The organism is Variovorax paradoxus, from assembly GCF_022009635.1.
GTDB lineage: Bacteria > Pseudomonadota > Gammaproteobacteria > Burkholderiales > Burkholderiaceae_C > Variovorax.
The window spans coordinates 1,539,887-1,558,757 of sequence record NZ_CP091716.1 but is presented as its reverse complement, the minus strand read 5'-3'; the positions used below and the strand labels follow the sequence as shown (position 1 = coordinate 1,558,757).

The following is an 18,871-nucleotide window of genomic DNA, read 5'->3' as shown; positions in this document are numbered from 1 at the left end:
ATGCTGGCAAAGCTCACGGGTTGGTTGTTGTTGGGAATCGTCCGGTTGCTCACGGGCGCGCAGGCGCGCTGGTATGGCTGTCCGCCGAAGGCCGAGCAGCGCATCTATTTCGCCAACCACCAGAGCCACGCCGACCTCGTGATGATCTGGGCCGCGCTGCCCGAGGAGCTGCGCAGCATCACCCGGCCGATCGCGGCGCGCGACTACTGGGCCAACACGCCGGTCAAGCGCTGGATCACGACGGAAGTGTTCAACGCGGTGTACGTGGAGCGCGCGGCGACGACGCCTCCAGCCCCCGCGCCATCCGTGGAGGTTCCACAGCCCTCGGCTGTGGAACCGGCACCCCACGCCGAGCGCATCGAGCCCTCGATGGAACCGCTGCTGCCGATGTCGCTGCCCTTCGCCGACACGTCGGTCGAAGTCATGAACGAGGTGCAGGGCCAACTGGATCTTCCTCCTCCGGCCCCGCCGCCACAGCCTTCTGCTCCCGAGCCATCGCCAGCAGCAGCGCAGCCGGAGCCCACACCAGCCCCACCCGCGGCCGATCCGCTGGCCCCGCTCATCGAAGCCTTGCGCAGCGGCGACTCGATCATCATCTTCCCCGAGGGCACGCGCGGCCACACGGGCGAGCCGCAGAAGTTCAAGTCGGGCCTCTACGCGCTCGCCACCATGTTCCCCGAGGTAGTGTTGGTGCCGGCCTGGATCGACAACGTGCAGCGCGTCATGCCCAAGGGCGAGATCGTGCCCGTGCCCATCCTCTGCTCCGTCACCTTCGGCGCGCCGATCCGCGTCGAGGAAGGCGAAGAGCGCCGTCCCTTCCTGGACCGTGCACGCGCCGCCGTGATCGCCCTGCGTGATGTTTGAAGCGCGCACCAGACAATGAACCAGTTCTTGCGCAACCTGACCCCGACCCAGCAGGTCGCGGCACTCTTTCTCATCGTCTTCGGCCTGCTCGCCATCGTGAGCGCCACCGCGTTCTTCCTCACCTTCAGGGAACGCCGCAACCCCGTGCACGACGCCGCCTGGCAGGCCGAGCTGGCCCACTTCCGTGCGCTGCTCGGCACCACCTGGTTCATGGTGGTGATCTTCTGGATCGGCTGGGCCCTGGGCGAAACCGTCGCCACCGTGCTGTTCGCGCTGATCTCGTTCTTCGCGCTGCGCGAGTTCATCACCCTCTCGCCCACGCGGCGCGGCGACCACCGCAGCCTGATCCTCGCCTTCTTCGTGGTCCTGCCGATCCAGTTCTGGCTCGTGGCCACCGCGCGCTTCGACCTTTTCACCGTGTTCATCCCGGTCTACGTCTTCCTCGCCATTCCGGTGACGAGCGCGCTGGCCAACGACCCCAGCCAGTTCCTCGAACGCAACGCCAAGCTCCAGTGGGGCATCATGGTCTGCGTCTACGGCATGAGCCATGTGCCGGCGCTGCTGCTGCTGAGCTTTCCCGGCTACGAAGGCAAGAGCGCGTTCCTCGTGTTCTTCCTGGTGTTCGTGGTGCAGACCTCGGTGCTGGTGCAGCACCTGATCTCGCGCCGCACCCAGCGCGCGCCCTTCGCGCCCAACGTGAGCCGCAGCTTCAACTGGACCAGCTGGGGCATCGGCATCGTGGTGGCGAGCCTGGTGGGAGCGCTGTTCTCGTTCATCACGCCCTTCAAGTTCGGACAGGCGCTCGCGGTATCGGTCATCGCGTGCATCGCCGGCTCCATGGGCCACCTGGTGATGAAAGCGCTCAAGCGCGACCGCGGCATTCCCAACTGGGGCAAGAAGGGCGTGGGCGTGACCGGCGCCAACGGGCTGCTCGATCGGGTCGACGCGCTGTGCTTCGCGGCGCCGATCTTCTTCCACTCGATCCGCTGGTACTTCAACGCCTGAAGAGCCGAAAGCCCTCTCAGGCCTTGCGGCGCACCACGCGGCCGAAGGCCTGCTTCGCCATCTTTCCGAAGGCCCTGGCCTTCAACGCCTGAAGCTCGCGCGTCATGCGCGTGCGCTGTTCGGACGACATGGCGGTGCCGAAGCGGGCCAGCGTGTCCTCGAGCGCCGCGCGCTGCGCCTCGGTGCGGCCCTGCCGGCCTTCGGCCTCGGCCAGCCATTCGCCGGCGTTGGCGGCGCGCTCTCTCAACGCCGCGTCGCCCGAATCGCCGAACCGCGCGATCAGCACGCGATACGCCTTGGCCTGCCCCGCCGGGTCGCCGAGTTTCTCCAGCACCTTGGCCTTGTTGATCATCGACTTCGCGGCCCACAACTGCAGCGCGCTTTCGCGGGCAACGGCCGTGCGCGCGATCGCCTCGTCGTAGCAGGCGATGGCCGACTCGAGCCGGCTCGCCTGCCGCAGCGCCATGCCCTTGCGGAACAGTGCGCCGGCCACGCGCCCGCGCAGCTCGGGCAGGTCGCTGTCGCCCCAGCGCGCGACGATCTGGTCATGCACGCGCAACTCGTCGTCGCGGCGGCCGAGCCGGTCGAGCGCGGTGCTCTTGTATTGCAGGCACAGCGCGACCTGCTCCTGCGTCTCGGTCGAGGGATCGGCGCCGTGGCGCGCGTCCATTGCGTCGGCGGCCGCTATCGCTTCTTCGAAGCGCTCCAGCGCAATCAGGCAGAAAGCCTTGTGCACCAGCGCCCGTGCGCATTGGCGGCGCAACTCTGGGTGCGATGAGGCTGCGTGCGCCGCGAGCACCTCGTCGAACAGGGCGATGGCCTCGCTTGCTTCACCTGCGTCGCCGTGCTTGCGTCCCTGCCTGACCTTCTCACGCACCTCGTCGCGCAACTCCTTCGACAGCGCCGGCACCGGGCCACCCGCATCGACCGCAATCGTCTTGCGCAGGCGCTTCAAACAGGCAAGGCGCCCGGCCGTCGCCTTGGCATGGATGTCGCGCAGCTCCGCCGCTGCCGCGTCCTGGAAGCGCGCGATGAGGTGTTCGTACACCGCGAGCGCATCGTCCGCCCGGCCAAGCCGCTCCAGCAGCACGTAGCCCTGGTTGAGCCGCGCGCTCGCCAAGCTCCGCTGCACCACGGCATCCGCGTCGCCCGCGAAGGTGCCGAGCAGGCGCTCGCAGGCAGCCAGCGCAGCGCCGGCGTCATCGTGATCGCGCAGGCCCGCGGCCCAGTCGTAGGCGCGCAGCGCGGCCATGCGGCGCACCTGGGCCGACGCATCGCGGCCATAGCGTTCGAGCAGCCAGCCGACCAGCTCCGCGCGGCGCGCATGCTCCTCGGGGCCGAGCCCGTCGAAGAACAGCGCCAGCGCGCGCACGCCTTCGATGCGCAACTCCGGCGTGGCATCGGCCAGCGCGGCTTCGATCTCGTCGGCCACCGACAGGCACAGCACCTGCGCCTGCGTGTGCTGCGCCAGCTCGCGCAGATTGACCACGCTGGCCAGCCGCGCGCGCGCCACGCGCAGCACGATGCCGGGGCCGACCGCGCCGCCGAAGCGCTCGATCAGCGCCTCCAGCGTGGCCAGGGCGTTCTGCGGCAGACCGCGGTGGTGCTCGACCTCGGCCTTGAGCAGCCGGGCGTCGACGCGCCATGCATCGAGGGCCGCGTCGGGCTGGGCGTCGAGCAGCTCGATCATGAAATCGCAGGCCTCGCAGCGGGCGGCGGGCTCGTCGATCCACCAGGTGCGCTGGAACAGCGCGTGCGCGACATGCGCGCGAATCTCGGCTTCGGCATGTCCGCCATAGGCCGCCACCAAGCGGTCGAGCGCCGCGAGCGCATCGGCCGGGCGCGACAGCTGCCGCAGCAGATGCGCCTGCAACCGCAGTGCCTGGCAGCAGGGAACGACGACGCCCGCATCGTGCAGGCCTTCGCAGGCCGCAAGCAACTGCCCGCAGGCGGCCAGCGCCTCGTCGCGCCGCCCCGTGCCATCGAGCAGTTCAGCGCGGCGAAAGCCCGCGGCGGCGCGTTCGGCCGGCTGGCGCGGGCGCGCCATCAGGGCCTGCACCTCATCCAGTTGCTGCTGCGCGGAGGACTCGACTACATTCACATTCGCTTCCTTGTGTGGCGCGCCCCGCGCGATGCGGGGCGGACTGTACGAATCGGCACGGATTCTGACCGCGATCACGCGGCTTTCCCGTTCCGCTCAACGTCCTTTTTTCCGGCTCGCGCCTTTTCGTTACCTTTCTTATTCATGCGCATTCTTGGCATCGACCCCGGCTTGCAGACCACCGGCTTCGGCGTGGTCGACGCGGACGGCCATGCGCTGCGCTACGTGGCCAGCGGCACCATCAGCACCCGGCACCTGGGCACAGGCAATCTCCCGGCACGGCTCAAGGTGCTGTTCGACGGCATCGCGGAAATCGCGGCGCGCTACCAGCCCGATGCGTCGGCGGTGGAAATCATCTTCGTCAACGTCAACCCGCAGTCGACGCTGCTGCTGGGGCAGGCGCGCGGCGCCTGCGTGACCTCGCTGGTCAACAGCAATCTCTCGGTGGCCGAGTACACGGCGCTGCAGATGAAGAAGGCGGTCGCCGGGCACGGGCAGGCCGCCAAGGCGCAGGTGCAGGAAATGGTCAAGCGCCTGCTCGACCTGCCGGGCCTGCCTGGCGCCGACGCGGCCGACGCACTGGGCATTGCCATCACGCACGCGCAGGTGGGACGTTCGATGGCGCGGCTCGCGGAGGCGGCCGAGCTTTCGAAGACGCATGCCGGCACCTACCGGCAAGGGCGCTCGCGCTGATTCAGCGCACGATGTAGCGCAGCTCGCCCAGGCGCTTGCGGCGCTCGCGCACCTCGGCCGCCACCAGGGCGCCGTCGCCCCGCAGCGCGCGCGCGATCCACGACGCCAGTTGCGGCATGTCGTCGGCCGTGAAGCCGAGGCGCACGATCTCCGGCACGCCGAGCCGCAGGCCGTTGATGTCGCCATCGACCGGCGCAATGGGCAGCCCGATGCCGCACGCCAGCAAGCCGCCTTGCGCGAGCAGCTTCGCGGCGCGCTGCCCGCCACCCCAGCGCGCGGCCTCGACCGCCAGCTGGTGCGACTGCGTGAAGCCGCGCGCCTTCGCGAACACGGGCAGCCCTTCGGCATCGAGCGCGCGTGCCAGTGCCTGCGCTGTCTCGCGCATCGCCGCCGCATAGGCCTTGCCGTGCACCTTCCAGTCGAGCAGCCCGCGGGCCAGCGCGGCGGTGCGGCCCGCGTCCGAATTGGCCGTGAGGCCGGGATAGGCGATGGCGTCGATGCGCTCCATCAGCGCCGCGTCGTTCGACACGATCAGCCCGCCCGCAGGTCCGCCAAGGCTCTTGTAGGTGCTCATGGTGATCGCGTGCGCGCCGTCTTCGAGCGGCTGCGGCCAAGCCTTGCCGGCCACCATGCCCGACAGGTGCGCGGCATCGAACAGCAGCTTCGCGCCCACGCTGTCGGCAATCTCGCGGATGGCGGGCACGGGGTGCGGAAAGAGATTGAGGCTGCCGCCGATGGTGATGAGCTTCGGTTTCACCTCGCGCGCCAGCCGGGCGAGCGCGGACACATCCACGGTGTAGCCGTCGGCATCGACCGGCGCCGGCACGGTCTTCAGGCCGTAGAGCCCGGCCGCGCCCGCCGCGTGATGCGTGACGTGGCCGCCGATGGTGGCGGGCGGCGCGATGATGGTGTCGCCGGGCTGGCAAGTGGCCATGAACACATAGAGATTCGACAGCGCGCCGGAGCTCACGCGCACCTCGGCGAACTTCGCGCCGAACACTTCGGCCGCCAGTTCCGCGGCAACGACTTCGATGCGCTCGATGGCTTCGAGGCCCATCTCGTACTTGTCGCCTGGATAGCCGAGCGAAGGGCGCGAGCCGAGCCCGCGCGACAGCAGCGCCTCGGCGGCAGGGTTCATGACGTTGGTCGCCGGGTTGAGGTTCAGGCCGTCGACATCATGGATGCGGTGGTTGTCAGCCACCAGCCGTTCGATCTCGGCGGCGACGCCCGCCGCGTCTCGCGCGGAGGCATCGGCGGCGATGGAAAGCATGTGGTCTTCGCTGGCGGCGGGAACCCAGGGGCGGCGTTGCAGGGCGGCGGGCATGCGGCGTATCTCGCTGGAAGTGGTGTGTGGCCGCATCGTCGCCCGTCGCACCGCGACGGGCAAACCGGATAATCTGTGCCCGAGCCTTAGAAAAACTTGGCCTGACTCGCCTCTCACACCATGCCGCTCGCACCGCCCCGCCCCCGCCTGCCCCCGCACACCGCCGTGCGTGCCTTCGAAGCAGCCGCGCGCCACGGCAGCTTTGCGCGAGCAGCGGAAGAGCTGTTCGTCACGCCGGCCGCCGTCGCGCAGCAGATCAAGGCATTGGAGACCTGGGCCGGCGGCGCGCTGTTCGAACGGCACAGCCAAGGCATACGCCTGAGCGCGCATGGGCGGCGGGCCTTGCCTGCGCTGAGTGCGGCGGTCGACCAGCTCGGCCTTGCGGTGCAGGCGCTGCGCCACGAGACCCAGACGGCCGCTCGCCGAAGCACGCTGCAGGTGGCCGCCCTGCCCGCCGTGGCGCAGCTGTGGCTGTCGCCGCGGCTCTCGCGATTGAAGGCTGCGCTGCCCGGCGTGCAGGTGTCGGTCACAGCGCTCGAGCAACCGCCGAACTTTCGCCGCGAGCCTTTCGACCTGGGGTTGTTCTACGCGCGGACCGGTGAGCACATCGAGGCGGCGGTCGGCGCGCAGGCGATTGCGCTCGCGCGCGACCGGCTGCTTCCGGTCTGCAGCCCGCGCCTGCAGCAGCCCTTGCCCAGTGGCCGGCCGCGCAGCATCGACGATTTGATGGAATTGCTGGCGCGCAGCGGCGGCCTGCACGACACCGTCTGGCGCGACGACTGGCAACGCTGGCTTCAGGCCGTGCGCCCCGGCACCACGTCAGCGGAAGCGGATGCGCTGGCCGCAGGGCCGGACTTCTCGCTCTACAGCCTCGCGCTGCAGGCAGCGGTCGACGGCGAAGGCGTGCTGATGGGGCGCGAACGGCTCGTCGCACCGCTGCTTGCACAGGGCAGGCTGCATGCGCCGTGGGGGCGGCCGAAAGCATTGGGAGATTCGGTCATGCTGCTGGTGCCGGCCCATCGCAAGGGGCCGCTGCTCGCGCGGCAGGTGCAGGCACTGCAGGCGCTGGCCGACTGAGTGCGGGAGTCTTGACTAGGCCAGGCGCTCGGCGATGAGCACGGCGAAGAACCCGAACGCCGCCAACAACGTCCACTTCAGCACGATCCAGCCGAAGCGCCGGTACTTGACCTGCCCGGTGCCCGCATAGAACGCGAAGGACGCGCCCGCCACCAGCAGAAGCAGCAGGATGGCCCAGCGGAAAAGAAGCATGTGGTGGGAACGCGGCCTGCGCTGGCTCTACCAGGCGCGGGCGACTTCGCCGAAACCGCGCGGGGCGCGCTTTTCGTCTTCGAAGGTCACGACTTCGTAGGCGTCGCTGTGCGAGAGCAGTTCGCGCAGCAGCTTGTTGTTGAGTGCATGGCCCGAGCGGAACGCGGTGTACGCGGCCAGCAGCGGCTTGCCGATGATGTACAGGTCGCCCATGGCGTCGAGGATCTTGTGCTTCACGAACTCGTCGTCGTAGCGCAGGCCGCCTTCGTTCAGCACCTTGGTGTCGTCCATCACGATGGCGTTGTCCAGCCCGCCGCCGAGCGCGAGACCCTTGCTGCGCATGTACTCGACCTCCTTGGTGAAGCCGAAGGTGCGCGCGCGCGCGATGTCGCGGCTGTACGAGTCCGCGCCCAGGTCGAACTCCACGCGCTGGCCGGTGGAGTTGACGACGCGATGGTCGAAGTCGATCTCGAAGCTCAGCTTGAAGCCGTGGTACGGCTCCAGGCTCGCCCACTTCTCGTTGGCGCCCTCGCCTTCGCGCACCTCGACCTTGCGGGTCACGCGGATGAAGCGGCGCGGCGCCTTCTGCAGCGCGATGCCCGCGCTCTGCAGCAGGAACACGAACGAGGAAGCCGATCCGTCGAGGATCGGCACTTCGTCGGCCGTGATGTCGATGTAGAGGTTGTCGATGCCCAGGCCCGCGCAGGCCGACATGATGTGTTCGACGGTCTGCACCTTGGCGCCGCCGGTGGAGACCGTGGACGCCAGGCGCGTGTCGGTGACCGCCTCGGCGGTCATGCGGATCTCGACCGGCTCGGGCAGGTCGACGCGGCGGAACACGATGCCCGTGTCGGCCGGAGCCGGTCGCAGGGTCAGTTCCACGCGTTGGCCGCTATGGAGCCCCACGCCCACGGCGCGGCTGATCGACTTGAGGGTTCGTTGTTGCAGCACGGCGGGCATTTTAGGCGCGCGACGTGCGTGGCGGCCTATGCCCCTCGCTATGGCACCGATAGACATGGGTTCTATGCAATCCCCGCAGACTGGCCCGAAATGGACGCAAAGGGCACGAGGTGAGCGCAGCGCCTAGAGCCGGCAGACGTCCCTTTCAGGTCGTCCCCGTACCCCTTGCGAACCCTCGTGCCCTCTGCGTCTCGCTGAGTCGCTTCGCGGAACACCGAGGAACCGGCTCCGCCGGGCCTCAGGTGTTGCCCCGGCAGGGGGTTGGCGAAGCGACACGAAGTGCGCGCAGCCTGGGGGCGAGCCGAATTCAGTCGGCCTGGCGGCGCAGGAAGGCCGGGATCTCGAAGTCGTCCATGCCGCCCGACGACAGCGCGTCCACCTTGGCTGCGGCCATCGTGCGGTTGGTGCGCCACACGCTGGGCACGGCCATGCCGTCGTAGTTCGGCTGGCTGCCGCCGCTGCTGTGCGCATGGCCGGTGCCGCCGAGGGTGGGCACGGTGAAGCCGATGTTGTCGGTGCCGGTGCGGATCACTTCCAGCGTCGGCGCCTGGCGGCGGGCGTCGGCACGCGACAGGCCGGTGGCCACCACGGTCACGCGCATCTCGTCGCCCAGGCTGTCGTCGTAGGCGGCGCCGTAGATCACGTGCGCGTCCGGCGAAGCGTAGGCGCGGATGGTGTTCATCGCCAGCTTCGACTCGTTCAGCTTCAGCGAGCCCTTCGATGCCGTCACCAGCACCAGCACGCCCTTGGCACCCGAGAGGTCGATGCCTTCGAGCAGCGGGCAGGCCACGGCCTGTTCGGCGGCGATGCGCGCGCGGTCGGGGCCAGCGGCGGCAGCGGTGCCCATCATGGCCTTGCCGGGTTCGCCCATCACGGTGCGCACGTCTTCGAAGTCGACGTTCACGCCGCCGTACTCGTTGATGATTTCCGAGATGCCGCCCACGGCGTTCTTCAGCACGTCGTTGGCTTGCGCGAAGGCTTCGTCCTGCGTGACGTCTTCGCCCAGCACGTCGAGCAGCTTCTCGTTGAGCACCACGATCAGCGAGTCGACGTTGGCTTCGAGTTCGGTCAGGCCGGCGTCGGCGTTGGTCATGCGGCGGCCGCCTTCCCAGTCGAAGGGCTTGGTCACCACGCCCACGGTCAGGATGCCCATTTCCTTCGCGACGCGCGCGATCACGGGTGCCGCGCCGGTGCCGGTGCCGCCGCCCATGCCGGCGGTGATGAACAGCATGTGCGCGCCGTCGATGGCGGCGCGGATGTCGTCCACCGCCGCTTCGGCCGCGTCACGGCCCTTCTCGGGCTTGCTGCCGGCGCCCAGGCCGCTGGTGCCGAGCTGGATGATCTTGTGCGCGGTGCTGCGCTGCAGCGCCTGTGCGTCGGTGTTCGCGCAGACGAACTGAACGCCCTGCACGCCACGCTCCATCATGTGGGCGACCGCATTGCCGCCGCCACCGCCGACACCGATCACCTTGATCTGCGTGCCCTGATTGAACTCTTCGACTTCGATCATTTCGATGGTCATTTTTAACTCCTTGAATCTTGCAGTTGCCGTTATGTGTCTATGAATATTTCTTGTGCCGCGACGAGAACAACGATGCGCTCGTCATGGCGGTGGACCTGTGCGTCGCCATCGCTCGTTGAAGTGCAAGGGAGGGCTGCCGCGCGCGAGCCAGAGTGGAGACTTGATCATCGTCAGAAATTCCCCACTATGAAGTCCTTGAAGCGTCCGAATGCGGTTTTTACCGATCCATTCTTCTGCGCGACCTTGAAGCCGCGCATGCGCGCGAAGCGTGCCTCTTCGAGAAGGCCCATGACTGTAGCGGCGCGAGGCTGTGCAACCATGTCGGACAACGCGCTGGAGTACTTCGGAATGCCGCGTCGCACCGGCTTCAGGAAGATGTCTTCGCCGAGTTCGACCATGCCGGGCATCACCGCGCTGCCGCCCGTGAGCACCACGCCCGACGACAGCACTTCTTCATAGCCCGACTCGCGCACCACCTGCTGCACGAGCGAGAAGATTTCCTCGATGCGCGGCTCGATCACGCCGGCCAGCGCCTGCTTGCTCAGCATGCGCGGGCCGCGGTCGCCCAGGCCCGGCACCTCGACCTGCGTCTCGGGGTCGGCCAGCAGCTGCTTGGCGAAACCGTTCTCGACCTTGATGTCTTCCGCGTCCTTGGTCGGCGTGCGCAGCGCCATCGCGATGTCGCTCGTGATGAGGTCGCCCGCGATCGGAATCACGGCCGTGTGGCGGATCGCGCCGTTGGTGAAGATGGCCACGTCGGTGGTGCCCGCGCCGATGTCGACCAGCACCACGCCCAGCTCGCGCTCGTCCTCGGTCAGCACCGCCTGGCTGGAGGCCAGCGGGTTCAGCATGAGCTGGTCCACTTCGAGGCCGCAGCGGCGCACGCACTTGATGATGTTCTCGGCCGCGCTCTGCGCGCCGGTCACGATGTGCACCTTGGCTTCCAGGCGCATGCCGCTCATGCCGATCGGCTCCTTCACGTCCTGGCCGTCGATCACGAACTCCTGGGGCTCCACCAGCAGCAGGCGCTGGTCGCTGGAGATGTTGATGGCGCGCGCCGTCTCCACCACGCGGGCCACGTCGGCGGGCGTGACTTCCTTGTCCTTCACCGCCACCATGCCGCTCGAATTGATGCCGCGGATGTGGCTGCCGGTGATGCCGGTGTAGACGCGGCTGATCTTGCAGTCGGCCATCAGCTCGGCTTCTTTCAGCGCCTGCTGGATGCTCTGCACCGTGGCGTCGATGTTCACCACCACGCCGCGCTTGAGCCCGTTGCTCGGCGCGATGCCGAGCCCGGCCAGCTTGAGCTCGCCGCCGGGCAGCACTTCGGCCACCACCACCATCACTTTGGCGGTGCCGATGTCGAGTCCTACGACCAGGTCTTTGTATTCTTTGGGCATTGATATGTCCTCGATTCCTCGGTATTCGCTACTTGATTCTTCTTGGGGCCTCTGGCGAGACCGTGGTGACGCCGCGCAGCCGCAATGCATACGCGTCGTTGTGGCGCAGATCGGCGCCTTCGACATCAGCCACCGTGCGGTGGTACTGGCCCGCGACCTGGGTCACGGTCTTCAGGAAGCGCTGCAGGCGAGCCGTCACTTCCTCGCCCTGGCCGCGGCCCAGCTCGATCTCGGCGCCGGTGTCCAGCACCACCTTCCAGCTGCCCCGGCTCGACAGCGTGAGCTCGTCGATGCTGAAGTCGTAGGGCTGGAACTGCGGCTGCAGCACGCGGTACATGCCCAGCACCTGGCCGGCCTGCTCGATCGGGCCGTCCAGGCGCGGCAGGTTGTCGTCCACCTCGGCCACGTTGGCCTCGAACACGTCGCCGAAGCCGTTGATCAGCTTCGAGCCCGCCTCGTCGCCCCAGATGGCCACCGGCACCTGCTCGGTCAGCGTCACGCGCAGCTTGTTCGGGAACTCGCGCCGCACCACCGCGCTGCGCACCCACGGCACCGACTCGAAGGCGGTGCGCGCGCGCAGCAGGTCGATGGTGAAGAAGTTGCCCTTGAGCTGCGGCGCCACGTTGGCGCGCAGCGTGACCGCGTTGTTGTGCGTGACCTCGCCGTCCACCTTGATGCCGACGATCGGGAAGAAAGGCTGGCGCAGCACCCACCATGCGCCCGCCGCAAGCAGCATGAGCGCCACCATCGCGAAGGCAATGTTCGCGACGATGTTCATGAGCTTGACGTCGAAGGGCGCGGGGATGCTGTCGGCCATGGCTATAACGAGCCTCCCGTGGCGTCGAGCGTGGCCGAGGCCAGCACCCGCACGCAGAGTTCTTCGTAGGCGATGCCCGCGGCGCGTGCCGACATCGGCACCAGCGAGTGGCTGGTCATGCCGGGCGAAGTGTTCATCTCGAGCAGGAAGGGCTTGCGGTCGCTGGCGCGGATCATCACGTCGGCGCGGCCCCAGCCGCGGCAGCCGAGGGTGCGGTAGGCCGCCAGCGCAATGCGCTGGATCTCGTGCTCTTCCGCGTCGGGCAGGCCGCTCGGGCACTGGTACTTCACATCGTCGGTGAAGTACTTGTTCTGGTAGTCGTAGGCGCCCTCGGGCGCGGCGATGCGCACCACCGGCAGCGCGCGCGCGTCGAGCCCGTGGCCGAGCACGGCGCAGGTCACTTCCTCGCCTTCGATGAACTCCTCGCACAGCACGTCGGCGTCGTACTTCGCGGACAGCGTGATCGCATCCTGCATCTGCGAATAGCCCTCGACCTTGGTCACGCCGATGGACGAGCCCTCGCGCGGCGGCTTCACGATCAGCGGCAGGCCCAGCACGTCGGGTACGGCCATGATCTGCTCGCGGCTTTGCTGGTCGAAGGCCAGGCGCACGTACTTGGGCGTGGGCAGGCCGTCGGCCTGCCAGATGCGCTTGGTCATGACCTTGTCCATGGCCACGCTGGAAGCCATCACGCCGGAGCCGGTGTAGGGAATGCCCAGCAGCTCGAGCGCGCCCTGCACCGTGCCGTCCTCGCCGTGGCGGCCGTGCAGCGCGACGAAGCAGCGCGCGAAGCCTTCGCGCTTGAGGTCGGCCAGCTCGCGCTGCGACGGGTCGAAGGCATGCGCGTCCACGCCGCGCGAGCGCAGCGCCTCGAGCACGCCGGTGCCCGACATCAGCGAGATTTCGCGTTCGGCGGAACTGCCGCCGAACAGCACGGCGACCTTGCCGAAGAGTTTGGGATCCTGAAGGCTCATGCGGCCCTCCCTTTGCGCGAGCCGCGCTCCGATGTTGAGGACGTGGCGCCGGCGGCAACAGCCGCCGCGCCGAGTTCGACCACCTTGGCCGGCACCGCGCCGATCGACCCGGCACCCATCGAGAGCACCACGTCGCCCGGGCGGGCGTTGTCGAGAATGGCTTGCGGCATGGCGGCGATGTCGTCGACGAACACCGGCTCCACCTTGCCCGCCACGCGCAGCGCGCGCGCCAGCGTGCGGCCGTCGGCGGCAACGATGGGCGCCTCGCCGGCGGCATAGACCTCGCCCAGCAGCACCGCGTCGGCCGTGCCGATGACCTTGACGAAGTCTTCGAAGCAGTCGCGCGTGCGGGTGTAGCGGTGCGGCTGGAAGGCCAGCACCAGCCGGCGGTCCGGGAACGCGCCGCGCGCGGCCGCGATGGTGGCCGCCATTTCCACGGGGTGGTGGCCGTAGTCGTCGATGACGGTGAAGGTGCCGGCATCGCCACCTTGCACCGCCACGTCGCCGTAGCTCTGGAAGCGGCGGCCCACGCCCTTGAAGCCCGCGAGCCCGCGCTGCACGGCCTCGTCGGGAATGCCGAGCTCCACCGCCACCGCGATCACCGACAGCGCATTGCGCACGTTGTGCTCGCCGGGCAGGTTCAGCACGATGGGCAGGTCGGGCAGCGTCACGCCGTTGCGGCGCTGCGCGGTGAAATGCATCTGGCCGCCGACGGCGCGCACGTCGAGCGCGCGCACCTGGGCGTCTTCGCCGAAGCCGTAGCTGGTCACCGGGCAGGTCACGCTGGAGACGATCTCGCGCACCGCCGGATCGTCGGTGCACAGGATGGCCACGCCGTAGAACGGCATGCGGTGCAGGAAGTCGACGAAGGCTTTCTTGAGCTTCGCGAAGTCGTGCCCGTAGGTCTCCATGTGGTCGGCATCGATGTTCGTGACCACCGCCATCACCGGCAGCAGGTTCAGGAACGAGGCGTCCGACTCGTCGGCCTCGACCACGATGTAGTCGCCGCTGCCGAGCTGCGCGTTGGCGCCCGCGCTGTTCAGGCGGCCGCCGATCACGAAGGTCGGGTCGAGCCCGGCGGCGGCGAGCACGCTCGCCACCAGGCTGGTGGTGGTGGTCTTGCCGTGCGTGCCGGCAATGGCGATGCCCTGCTTCAGGCGCATCAGCTCGGCCAGCATCAGCGCGCGCGGCACCACCGGAATGCGCTTCTCGCGCGCGGCCAGCACTTCGGGGTTGTCCGGCTGCACGGCGGTGGACGTGACGACCGCGTCCGCGCCTTCGATGTGCGCGGCGGCATGGCCCACGAAGGTGCCGATGCCCAGGCCCGCGAGGCGGCGCAGCGTGGCGCTGTCGGCCAGGTCGGAGCCGGAGATCTTGTAGCCCAGGTTCAGCAGCACTTCGGCGATGCCGCTCATGCCAGAGCCGCCGATGCCGACGAAATGGATGTGACGAATCGCGTGCTTCATTTGGCAAGCTCCTCGCAGGCGCGGACGACGGCTTCCACAGCCTCTGTCTTCTGCATGGTCTTGGCCTTGGCGGCCTTGTCGATCAGCGCGGTGCGCTCGGTGTTCTGTAGCAAGTCGGCCAGCAATTCAGGAGTGAGGTCGGCCTGTTGCACCAGCCATCCGCCGCCGGCATCCACGAGGAAGCGTGCGTTGGTGGTCTGGTGGTCGTCGACCGCCGAGGGGAAAGGCACGAACAGCGCTGCTGCGCCGACGGCCGCGATTTCAGTGACGGTGCTGGCACCCGCGCGCGCGACGATGATGTCGGCGTCCGCATAGGCCTGAGCAGTGTCTTCGATGAAGGGCGTGAGTTCGCCGTCGACACCGGCCGCCGAGTAGTTGGCGCGCAGTTCGTCGATCTGCTTGGCGCCGCTCTGGTGCAGCACTTGCGGGCGCATGGCCGGCGCGATGCGGGCCAGCGCCTTCGGCACCACGGTGTTGAGGCCGCGAGCGCCCAGGCTGCCGCCCACCACCAGCAGCTTCAGCGGGCCGGTGCGGCCAGCGAAACGCGTGGCCGGATCGGCCTTGGAGGTGAATGCTTCGCGCAGCGGGTTGCCCACCCACTGCGCCTTCTTCAGCACATTCGGGAAGGCGGTGAACACGCGGTCGGCCACGCCCGCCAGCACCTTGTTGGCCAGGCCCGCGACCGAGTTCTGCTCGTGCAGCACCAGCGGCTTGCCCATCAGCACGCCCATCATTCCGCCCGGAAAGGTGATGTAGCCGCCCAGGCCCACCAGCACGTCGGGCCTCACGCGGCGCACCACGCCCAGGCTTTGCCAGAAAGCGCGCAGCAGCTTCATCGGCAACAGGAACAGCGTGAGCGGACCCTTGCCGCGCACGCCGCCGAACTGCACCGGCTCGAAGGCGAAGCCGCGCGGCGGCACCAGCTTTTCTTCCATGCTGCCGGGGGCGCCCAGCCAGTGCACCTGCCAGCCGCGCTCGCGCAAGGCCTCGGCCACCGCGAGTCCGGGGAAGATGTGGCCGCCGGTGCCGCCAGCCATGACGAGTGCGGTACGGCCGGTCATACGCGGCCCCCTCTCATGAGCACGCGGTTCTCGTAGTCGATGCGCAGCACCACGGCCAGCGCCACCAGGTTCATCAAAATGGCCGAGCCGCCGAAGCTCATCAGCGGCAGGGTCAGGCCCTTGGTCGGCAGCGCGCCGAGGTTCACGCCCATGTTGATGAAGGCCTGGAAGCCGATCCAAACGCCCACGCCCTGCGCCACGAGGCCGGAGAACACGCGGTCGAGCGCGATGGCCTGGCGGCCGATGTGCATGATGCGGCGCGTGAGCCAGAGGAACATGCCGATGATCAGCAGCACCCCGATCAGGCCGAATTCCTCTCCGATCACGGCGAGCAGGAAGTCGGTGTGCGCTTCGGGCAGCCAGTGCAGCTTCTCGACGCTGCCGCCCAGGCCCACGCCGAAGATCTCGCCGCGGCCGATGGCGATCAGCGAGTGCGACAGCTGGTAGCCCTTGCCGAGCGCATGCTCCTCGCTCCACGGGTCGAGGTACGCGAAGATCCGCTCGCGGCGCCACGGGCTGGTCGCGACGATGGTGCCGAAGGCCACCACCACCAGCGCGGCAATGACGAAGAACATGCGCGCGTTCACGCCGCCCAGGAACAGGATGCCCATGGCGATCACCGCGATCACCATGAACGCGCCCATGTCGGGCTCGGCCATCACCAGCATGCCGACCACCACCACCGCGATGCCCATCGGCAGCACGGCGCGAAAGAAGCGCTCCTTGATCTCCATCTTGCGCACCATGTAGCTGGCGGCATAGAGCACCATCGCGAGCTTGGCCAGCTCCGAGGGCTGGAAGCGCATGAAGCCCATCGGCAGCCAGCGGCGCGCGCCGTTCACGTTGATGCCGATGTGCGGAATGAGCACCGCCACCAGCAGCAGCAGCGACGCGACGAAGAGCCAGGGCGCGGCGCGCTCCCAGGTCTTCATGGGAATCTGGAAAGTCAGCAGCGCGGCGACGAACGCGAACACCACCGAGGCCGCGTGCCGCGTGAGGAAGTAGGAGGCGCTGTAGCCGGCGCGCGCGAAGCGCGGGTTGTCGGGCAGCGCGATGGAGGCCGAATACACCATGATCAGGCCCCAGGTCAGCAGCGCGACCGTGACCCAGACCAGCGCCTGGTCGAAGCCCAGCACGCGCATCGGCGTGGCCTTGGTCTGCGCGATGCCGGCGCCGCCCAGCCGCACGGGCAGGTGCACCGGCAGCGCGTCGATGCCGCTGCGGGCACGCTTGAACCAGCCACCGAAGCGGCTGGTGCGTGCGTTGGGCGTGGCGCCCGATGCGGCAGAGTTCAAAGCTGCTCCTCCGTCGTCGAAGAATCGCCCAGGCCGCGCGGGCTGTCCGCCCAGGACTGCACGGCCTCGCGGAACACGTCGGCGCGGTGCTCGTAGTCCCTGAACATGTCGAAGCTCGCACAGGCCGGTGACAGCAGCACGGCGTCGCCGGGGTTGGCGCGGGCGGCGGCGGCCTGCACCGCTTCTTCCATCGAGCCCGCGTGCATCAGCGAGACGCCGGTGGAGGCCAGCGCGGCTTCGATGATCGACGCGTCGCGGCCGATGAGCACCACGGCGCGCGCGTACTGGCGCACGGGCGCGGCGAGCGGCTCGAAGTCTTGTCCCTTGCCCTCGCCGCCCAGGATCACGACCACGCGGCGCTCTTCGCCCAGGCCGGCCAGCGCGGCGACGGTGGCGCCGACGTTGGTGCCCTTGCTGTCGTCGAAATACTCGACCTCGTCGACGATGGCGATGGGCTCCACGCGGTGCGGCTCGCCGTGATATTCGCGCAGGCCGTAGAGCATGGGGCCGAGCGGGCAACCAGCGGCGCTCGCGAGCGCGAGGGCCGCCAGTGCGTTCATGGCGTTGTGGCGGCCGCGGATGCGCAGCGCGTCGGCGGGCATCAGGCGTTGCAGGAAGATTTCTTCTTCCACCACGGCGCCGCGCTTGCGCTTCTGGGTTTCGTCGGCTTCCAGCGCGCGCACCAGCCAGGCCATGCCGTTGACGCGCTCGATGCCGTAGTCGCCCGGACGCAGCGGCATCGCGGCGCCGAAGGTGACGTGCGTGCGGATCTGCGGACGCTGCAGCTTGACCTTGACGGGCGCGGGCAGCATCGCCATCACGCCGGCGTCGTCGCGGTTGAGGATCATCAGCCCGCGCGCGCCGAAGATGCGCGCCTTGGCCGCGGCGTAGGCCGACATGTCGCCGTGCCAGTCCAGATGGTCCTGCGTGAGGTTGAGCACGGTGGCGGCGGTCGGCTCGAAGTCCTGCACGCCGTCGAGCTGGAAGCTCGAGAGTTCGAGCACCCACACGTCGGGCAGCGTGTCGGCATCGATGTGCGCCCAGAGCGTGTCGAGCAGCGTCGGGCCGATGTTGCCGGCCACGGCCACGGTCTTGCCTCCGCGCTCGACCAGCTGGCCGGTGAGCGAGGTGACGGTGGTCTTGCCGTTGGTGCCGGTAATGGCGAGCACCGAGGGCGTGTAGCCCTTGGGCGCTTCGGGCTCGACCGGCGGGGCCAGTTCGAGCTGGGGCGATTCTTCCTCGACGGCGGCCGAGGCCGGGTTGGTGGCGGAAAGCTCGGCGATCTTGGCGACGAACTCCGCGGCATCCTTGGCGGCCGTGGGAACGTAGGGCTTGCCGGTGGCCGGCAGGCGGGAAACGGTGGCGGGTGCGGGTGCCGGGGTCGCAGCCGGCGGCTCGACGGCCTCGGGCGCTTCCGGCGTTTCCGCGACGGGCTCGACAGCTTCGGGCGCAGCCTCGACAGGCGCGTCGGTCTCCGGGGGCTGCGGCACGGCAACGCTCATCGACGGATCGCGCGGCATGGCCTCTGCCTGCGCGGGAACGGTCGGCTCAGGCGCAGCTTCGGCAACAACAGTTTCGAGCGCTTGGGTTTCAGCGACGGGCTCGGGCTGCGGCACCGGCTCGGCCACGACTTCGACTTCGGCCTGCTCGGCGGGCACCGGGGCTTCCAGCGGCAGCTCGGCCTGGGCTTCAGGCTCGGCGGCTTCCACCACCGGCGCTTCGGGAATGGCTTCTTCAGGCTCCGGCTCGGCTTCGACCACCGGTACTTCGACCGTGCGCAGGTCCAGCAGCGCGCGCGCGAACAGGTCGAGCTCGCCGCCGACAGGCAGGCCCATGGCACGTGCCGCATCGGCCACCGGCGCGATGGTCGCGGGAGACAGGCCCGGCGAGCGGTACACCGCGCGGATCGGCGTGCCTTCGACCAGCGCGGCCGTGAACGGGCCGCCGACGAACGCGACCTCGGGCCACTCGGCCTTCAGCGTGGCCAGCGAGGCGGGCGCCTCGCGCGTGTCGGCCACGGTCACGACGGCGCCGTGGCGCGCGCACCAGCGCGCCATCGCCAGCCCGGACGCGCCGAGGCCGAGGATGAGAACGTGGAGGTCTTTCAGGTGCCGCATGGT

The 18,871-nt window shown here is 69.1% G+C and carries 16 protein-coding genes; 4 read left to right on the top strand and 12 right to left on the bottom strand.

The genetic code is table 11. The annotated features are described in order from the left end of the window. Both L3V85_RS07370 and L3V85_RS07365 read left to right on the top strand, forming a co-directional pair. The gene (locus L3V85_RS07370) at positions 1–864 is read left to right on the top strand and encodes a lysophospholipid acyltransferase family protein (protein WP_237678720.1); all 864 of its coding nucleotides are present in this window, start codon (positions 1–3) and stop codon (positions 862–864) included. A gap of 15 nt (positions 865–879) precedes the next feature. Beyond that, positions 880–1,869, top strand: a complete 990-nt coding sequence (locus L3V85_RS07365; protein WP_237678719.1) for a phosphatidate cytidylyltransferase — start codon at positions 880–882, stop codon at positions 1,867–1,869. A gap of 16 nt (positions 1,870–1,885) precedes the next feature. Here the strand turns inward: L3V85_RS07365 and L3V85_RS07360 are convergent, their stop codons facing one another. Then, positions 1,886–3,970, bottom strand: coding sequence for a tetratricopeptide repeat protein (locus L3V85_RS07360; RefSeq protein WP_237678718.1), 2,085 nt, complete (start codon positions 3,968–3,970; stop codon positions 1,886–1,888). A gap of 144 nt (positions 3,971–4,114) precedes the next feature. Here L3V85_RS07360 and ruvC point away from each other — a divergent pair, with 144 nt between their 5' ends. Next, entirely contained in the window at positions 4,115–4,663 is a 549-nt protein-coding gene (ruvC, locus tag L3V85_RS07355; RefSeq protein WP_237678717.1) for a crossover junction endodeoxyribonuclease RuvC, read from the top strand. 1 nt (position 4,664) lies between these two features. On the opposite strand, the gene glyA is transcribed toward ruvC, so the two are convergent. Further along, positions 4,665–5,987, bottom strand: coding sequence for a serine hydroxymethyltransferase (gene glyA, locus L3V85_RS07350; RefSeq protein WP_237678716.1), 1,323 nt, complete (start codon positions 5,985–5,987; stop codon positions 4,665–4,667). 120 nt (positions 5,988–6,107) lie between these two features. On the opposite strand from glyA, the gene L3V85_RS07345 reads away from it, so the two are divergent. Continuing rightward, positions 6,108–7,064 carry a LysR family transcriptional regulator gene (locus tag L3V85_RS07345; protein ID WP_237678715.1) on the top strand — a complete coding sequence of 319 codons (957 nt, stop codon included), beginning with the start codon at positions 6,108–6,110 and terminating at the stop codon, positions 7,062–7,064. Positions 7,065–7,079: 15 nt separating this feature from the next. On the opposite strand, the gene L3V85_RS07340 is transcribed toward L3V85_RS07345, so the two are convergent. The 10 genes from L3V85_RS07340 to murD form a co-directional block, all read right to left on the bottom strand. Beyond that, on the bottom strand, positions 7,080–7,256 hold the full coding sequence (locus tag L3V85_RS07340) for a hypothetical protein (RefSeq protein WP_237678714.1): 177 nt from the start codon (positions 7,254–7,256) through the stop codon (positions 7,080–7,082). A 27-nt stretch (positions 7,257–7,283) separates the two neighbouring features. Further along, the gene (gene lpxC, locus L3V85_RS07335; protein ID WP_237678713.1) at positions 7,284–8,207 is read right to left on the bottom strand and encodes a UDP-3-O-acyl-N-acetylglucosamine deacetylase; all 924 of its coding nucleotides are present in this window, start codon (positions 8,205–8,207) and stop codon (positions 7,284–7,286) included. Positions 8,208–8,523: 316 nt separating this feature from the next. Further along, the gene (gene ftsZ / locus L3V85_RS07330) at positions 8,524–9,738 is read right to left on the bottom strand and encodes a cell division protein FtsZ (protein WP_237678712.1); all 1,215 of its coding nucleotides are present in this window, start codon (positions 9,736–9,738) and stop codon (positions 8,524–8,526) included. Between the two features lie 170 nt (positions 9,739–9,908). After that, on the bottom strand, positions 9,909–11,138 hold the full coding sequence (gene ftsA / locus L3V85_RS07325) for a cell division protein FtsA (RefSeq protein ID WP_093196937.1): 1,230 nt from the start codon (positions 11,136–11,138) through the stop codon (positions 9,909–9,911). Positions 11,139–11,166: 28 nt separating this feature from the next. After that, a complete protein-coding gene (locus tag L3V85_RS07320) occupies positions 11,167–11,955 on the bottom strand; it encodes a cell division protein FtsQ/DivIB (RefSeq protein WP_237678711.1) in 789 nt (262 codons plus the stop codon). 2 nt (positions 11,956–11,957) lie between these two features. Beyond that, a complete protein-coding gene (locus tag L3V85_RS07315) occupies positions 11,958–12,929 on the bottom strand; it encodes a D-alanine--D-alanine ligase (protein ID WP_237678710.1) in 972 nt (323 codons plus the stop codon). Next, a complete protein-coding gene (murC, locus tag L3V85_RS07310) occupies positions 12,926–14,395 on the bottom strand; it encodes a UDP-N-acetylmuramate--L-alanine ligase (RefSeq protein WP_237678709.1) in 1,470 nt (489 codons plus the stop codon). Before murC ends, L3V85_RS07315 begins: the two co-directional genes overlap by 4 nt. Then, positions 14,392–15,456: an undecaprenyldiphospho-muramoylpentapeptide beta-N-acetylglucosaminyltransferase gene (murG, locus tag L3V85_RS07305; protein ID WP_237678708.1), complete on the bottom strand. Its 1,065-nt coding sequence runs from the start codon at positions 15,454–15,456 to the stop codon at positions 14,392–14,394. Before murG ends, murC begins: the two co-directional genes overlap by 4 nt. Further along, positions 15,453–16,751 (bottom strand): putative lipid II flippase FtsW, encoded by a 1,299-nt coding sequence (gene ftsW, locus L3V85_RS07300; protein ID WP_237678707.1) that lies wholly within the window; start codon positions 16,749–16,751, stop codon positions 15,453–15,455. Before ftsW ends, murG begins: the two co-directional genes overlap by 4 nt. After that, a complete protein-coding gene (murD, locus tag L3V85_RS07295; protein ID WP_237678706.1) occupies positions 16,748–18,868 on the bottom strand; it encodes a UDP-N-acetylmuramoyl-L-alanine--D-glutamate ligase in 2,121 nt (706 codons plus the stop codon). The genes ftsW and murD overlap by 4 nt, the downstream gene beginning before the upstream one ends. Positions 18,869–18,871: the final 3 nt, after the last annotated feature.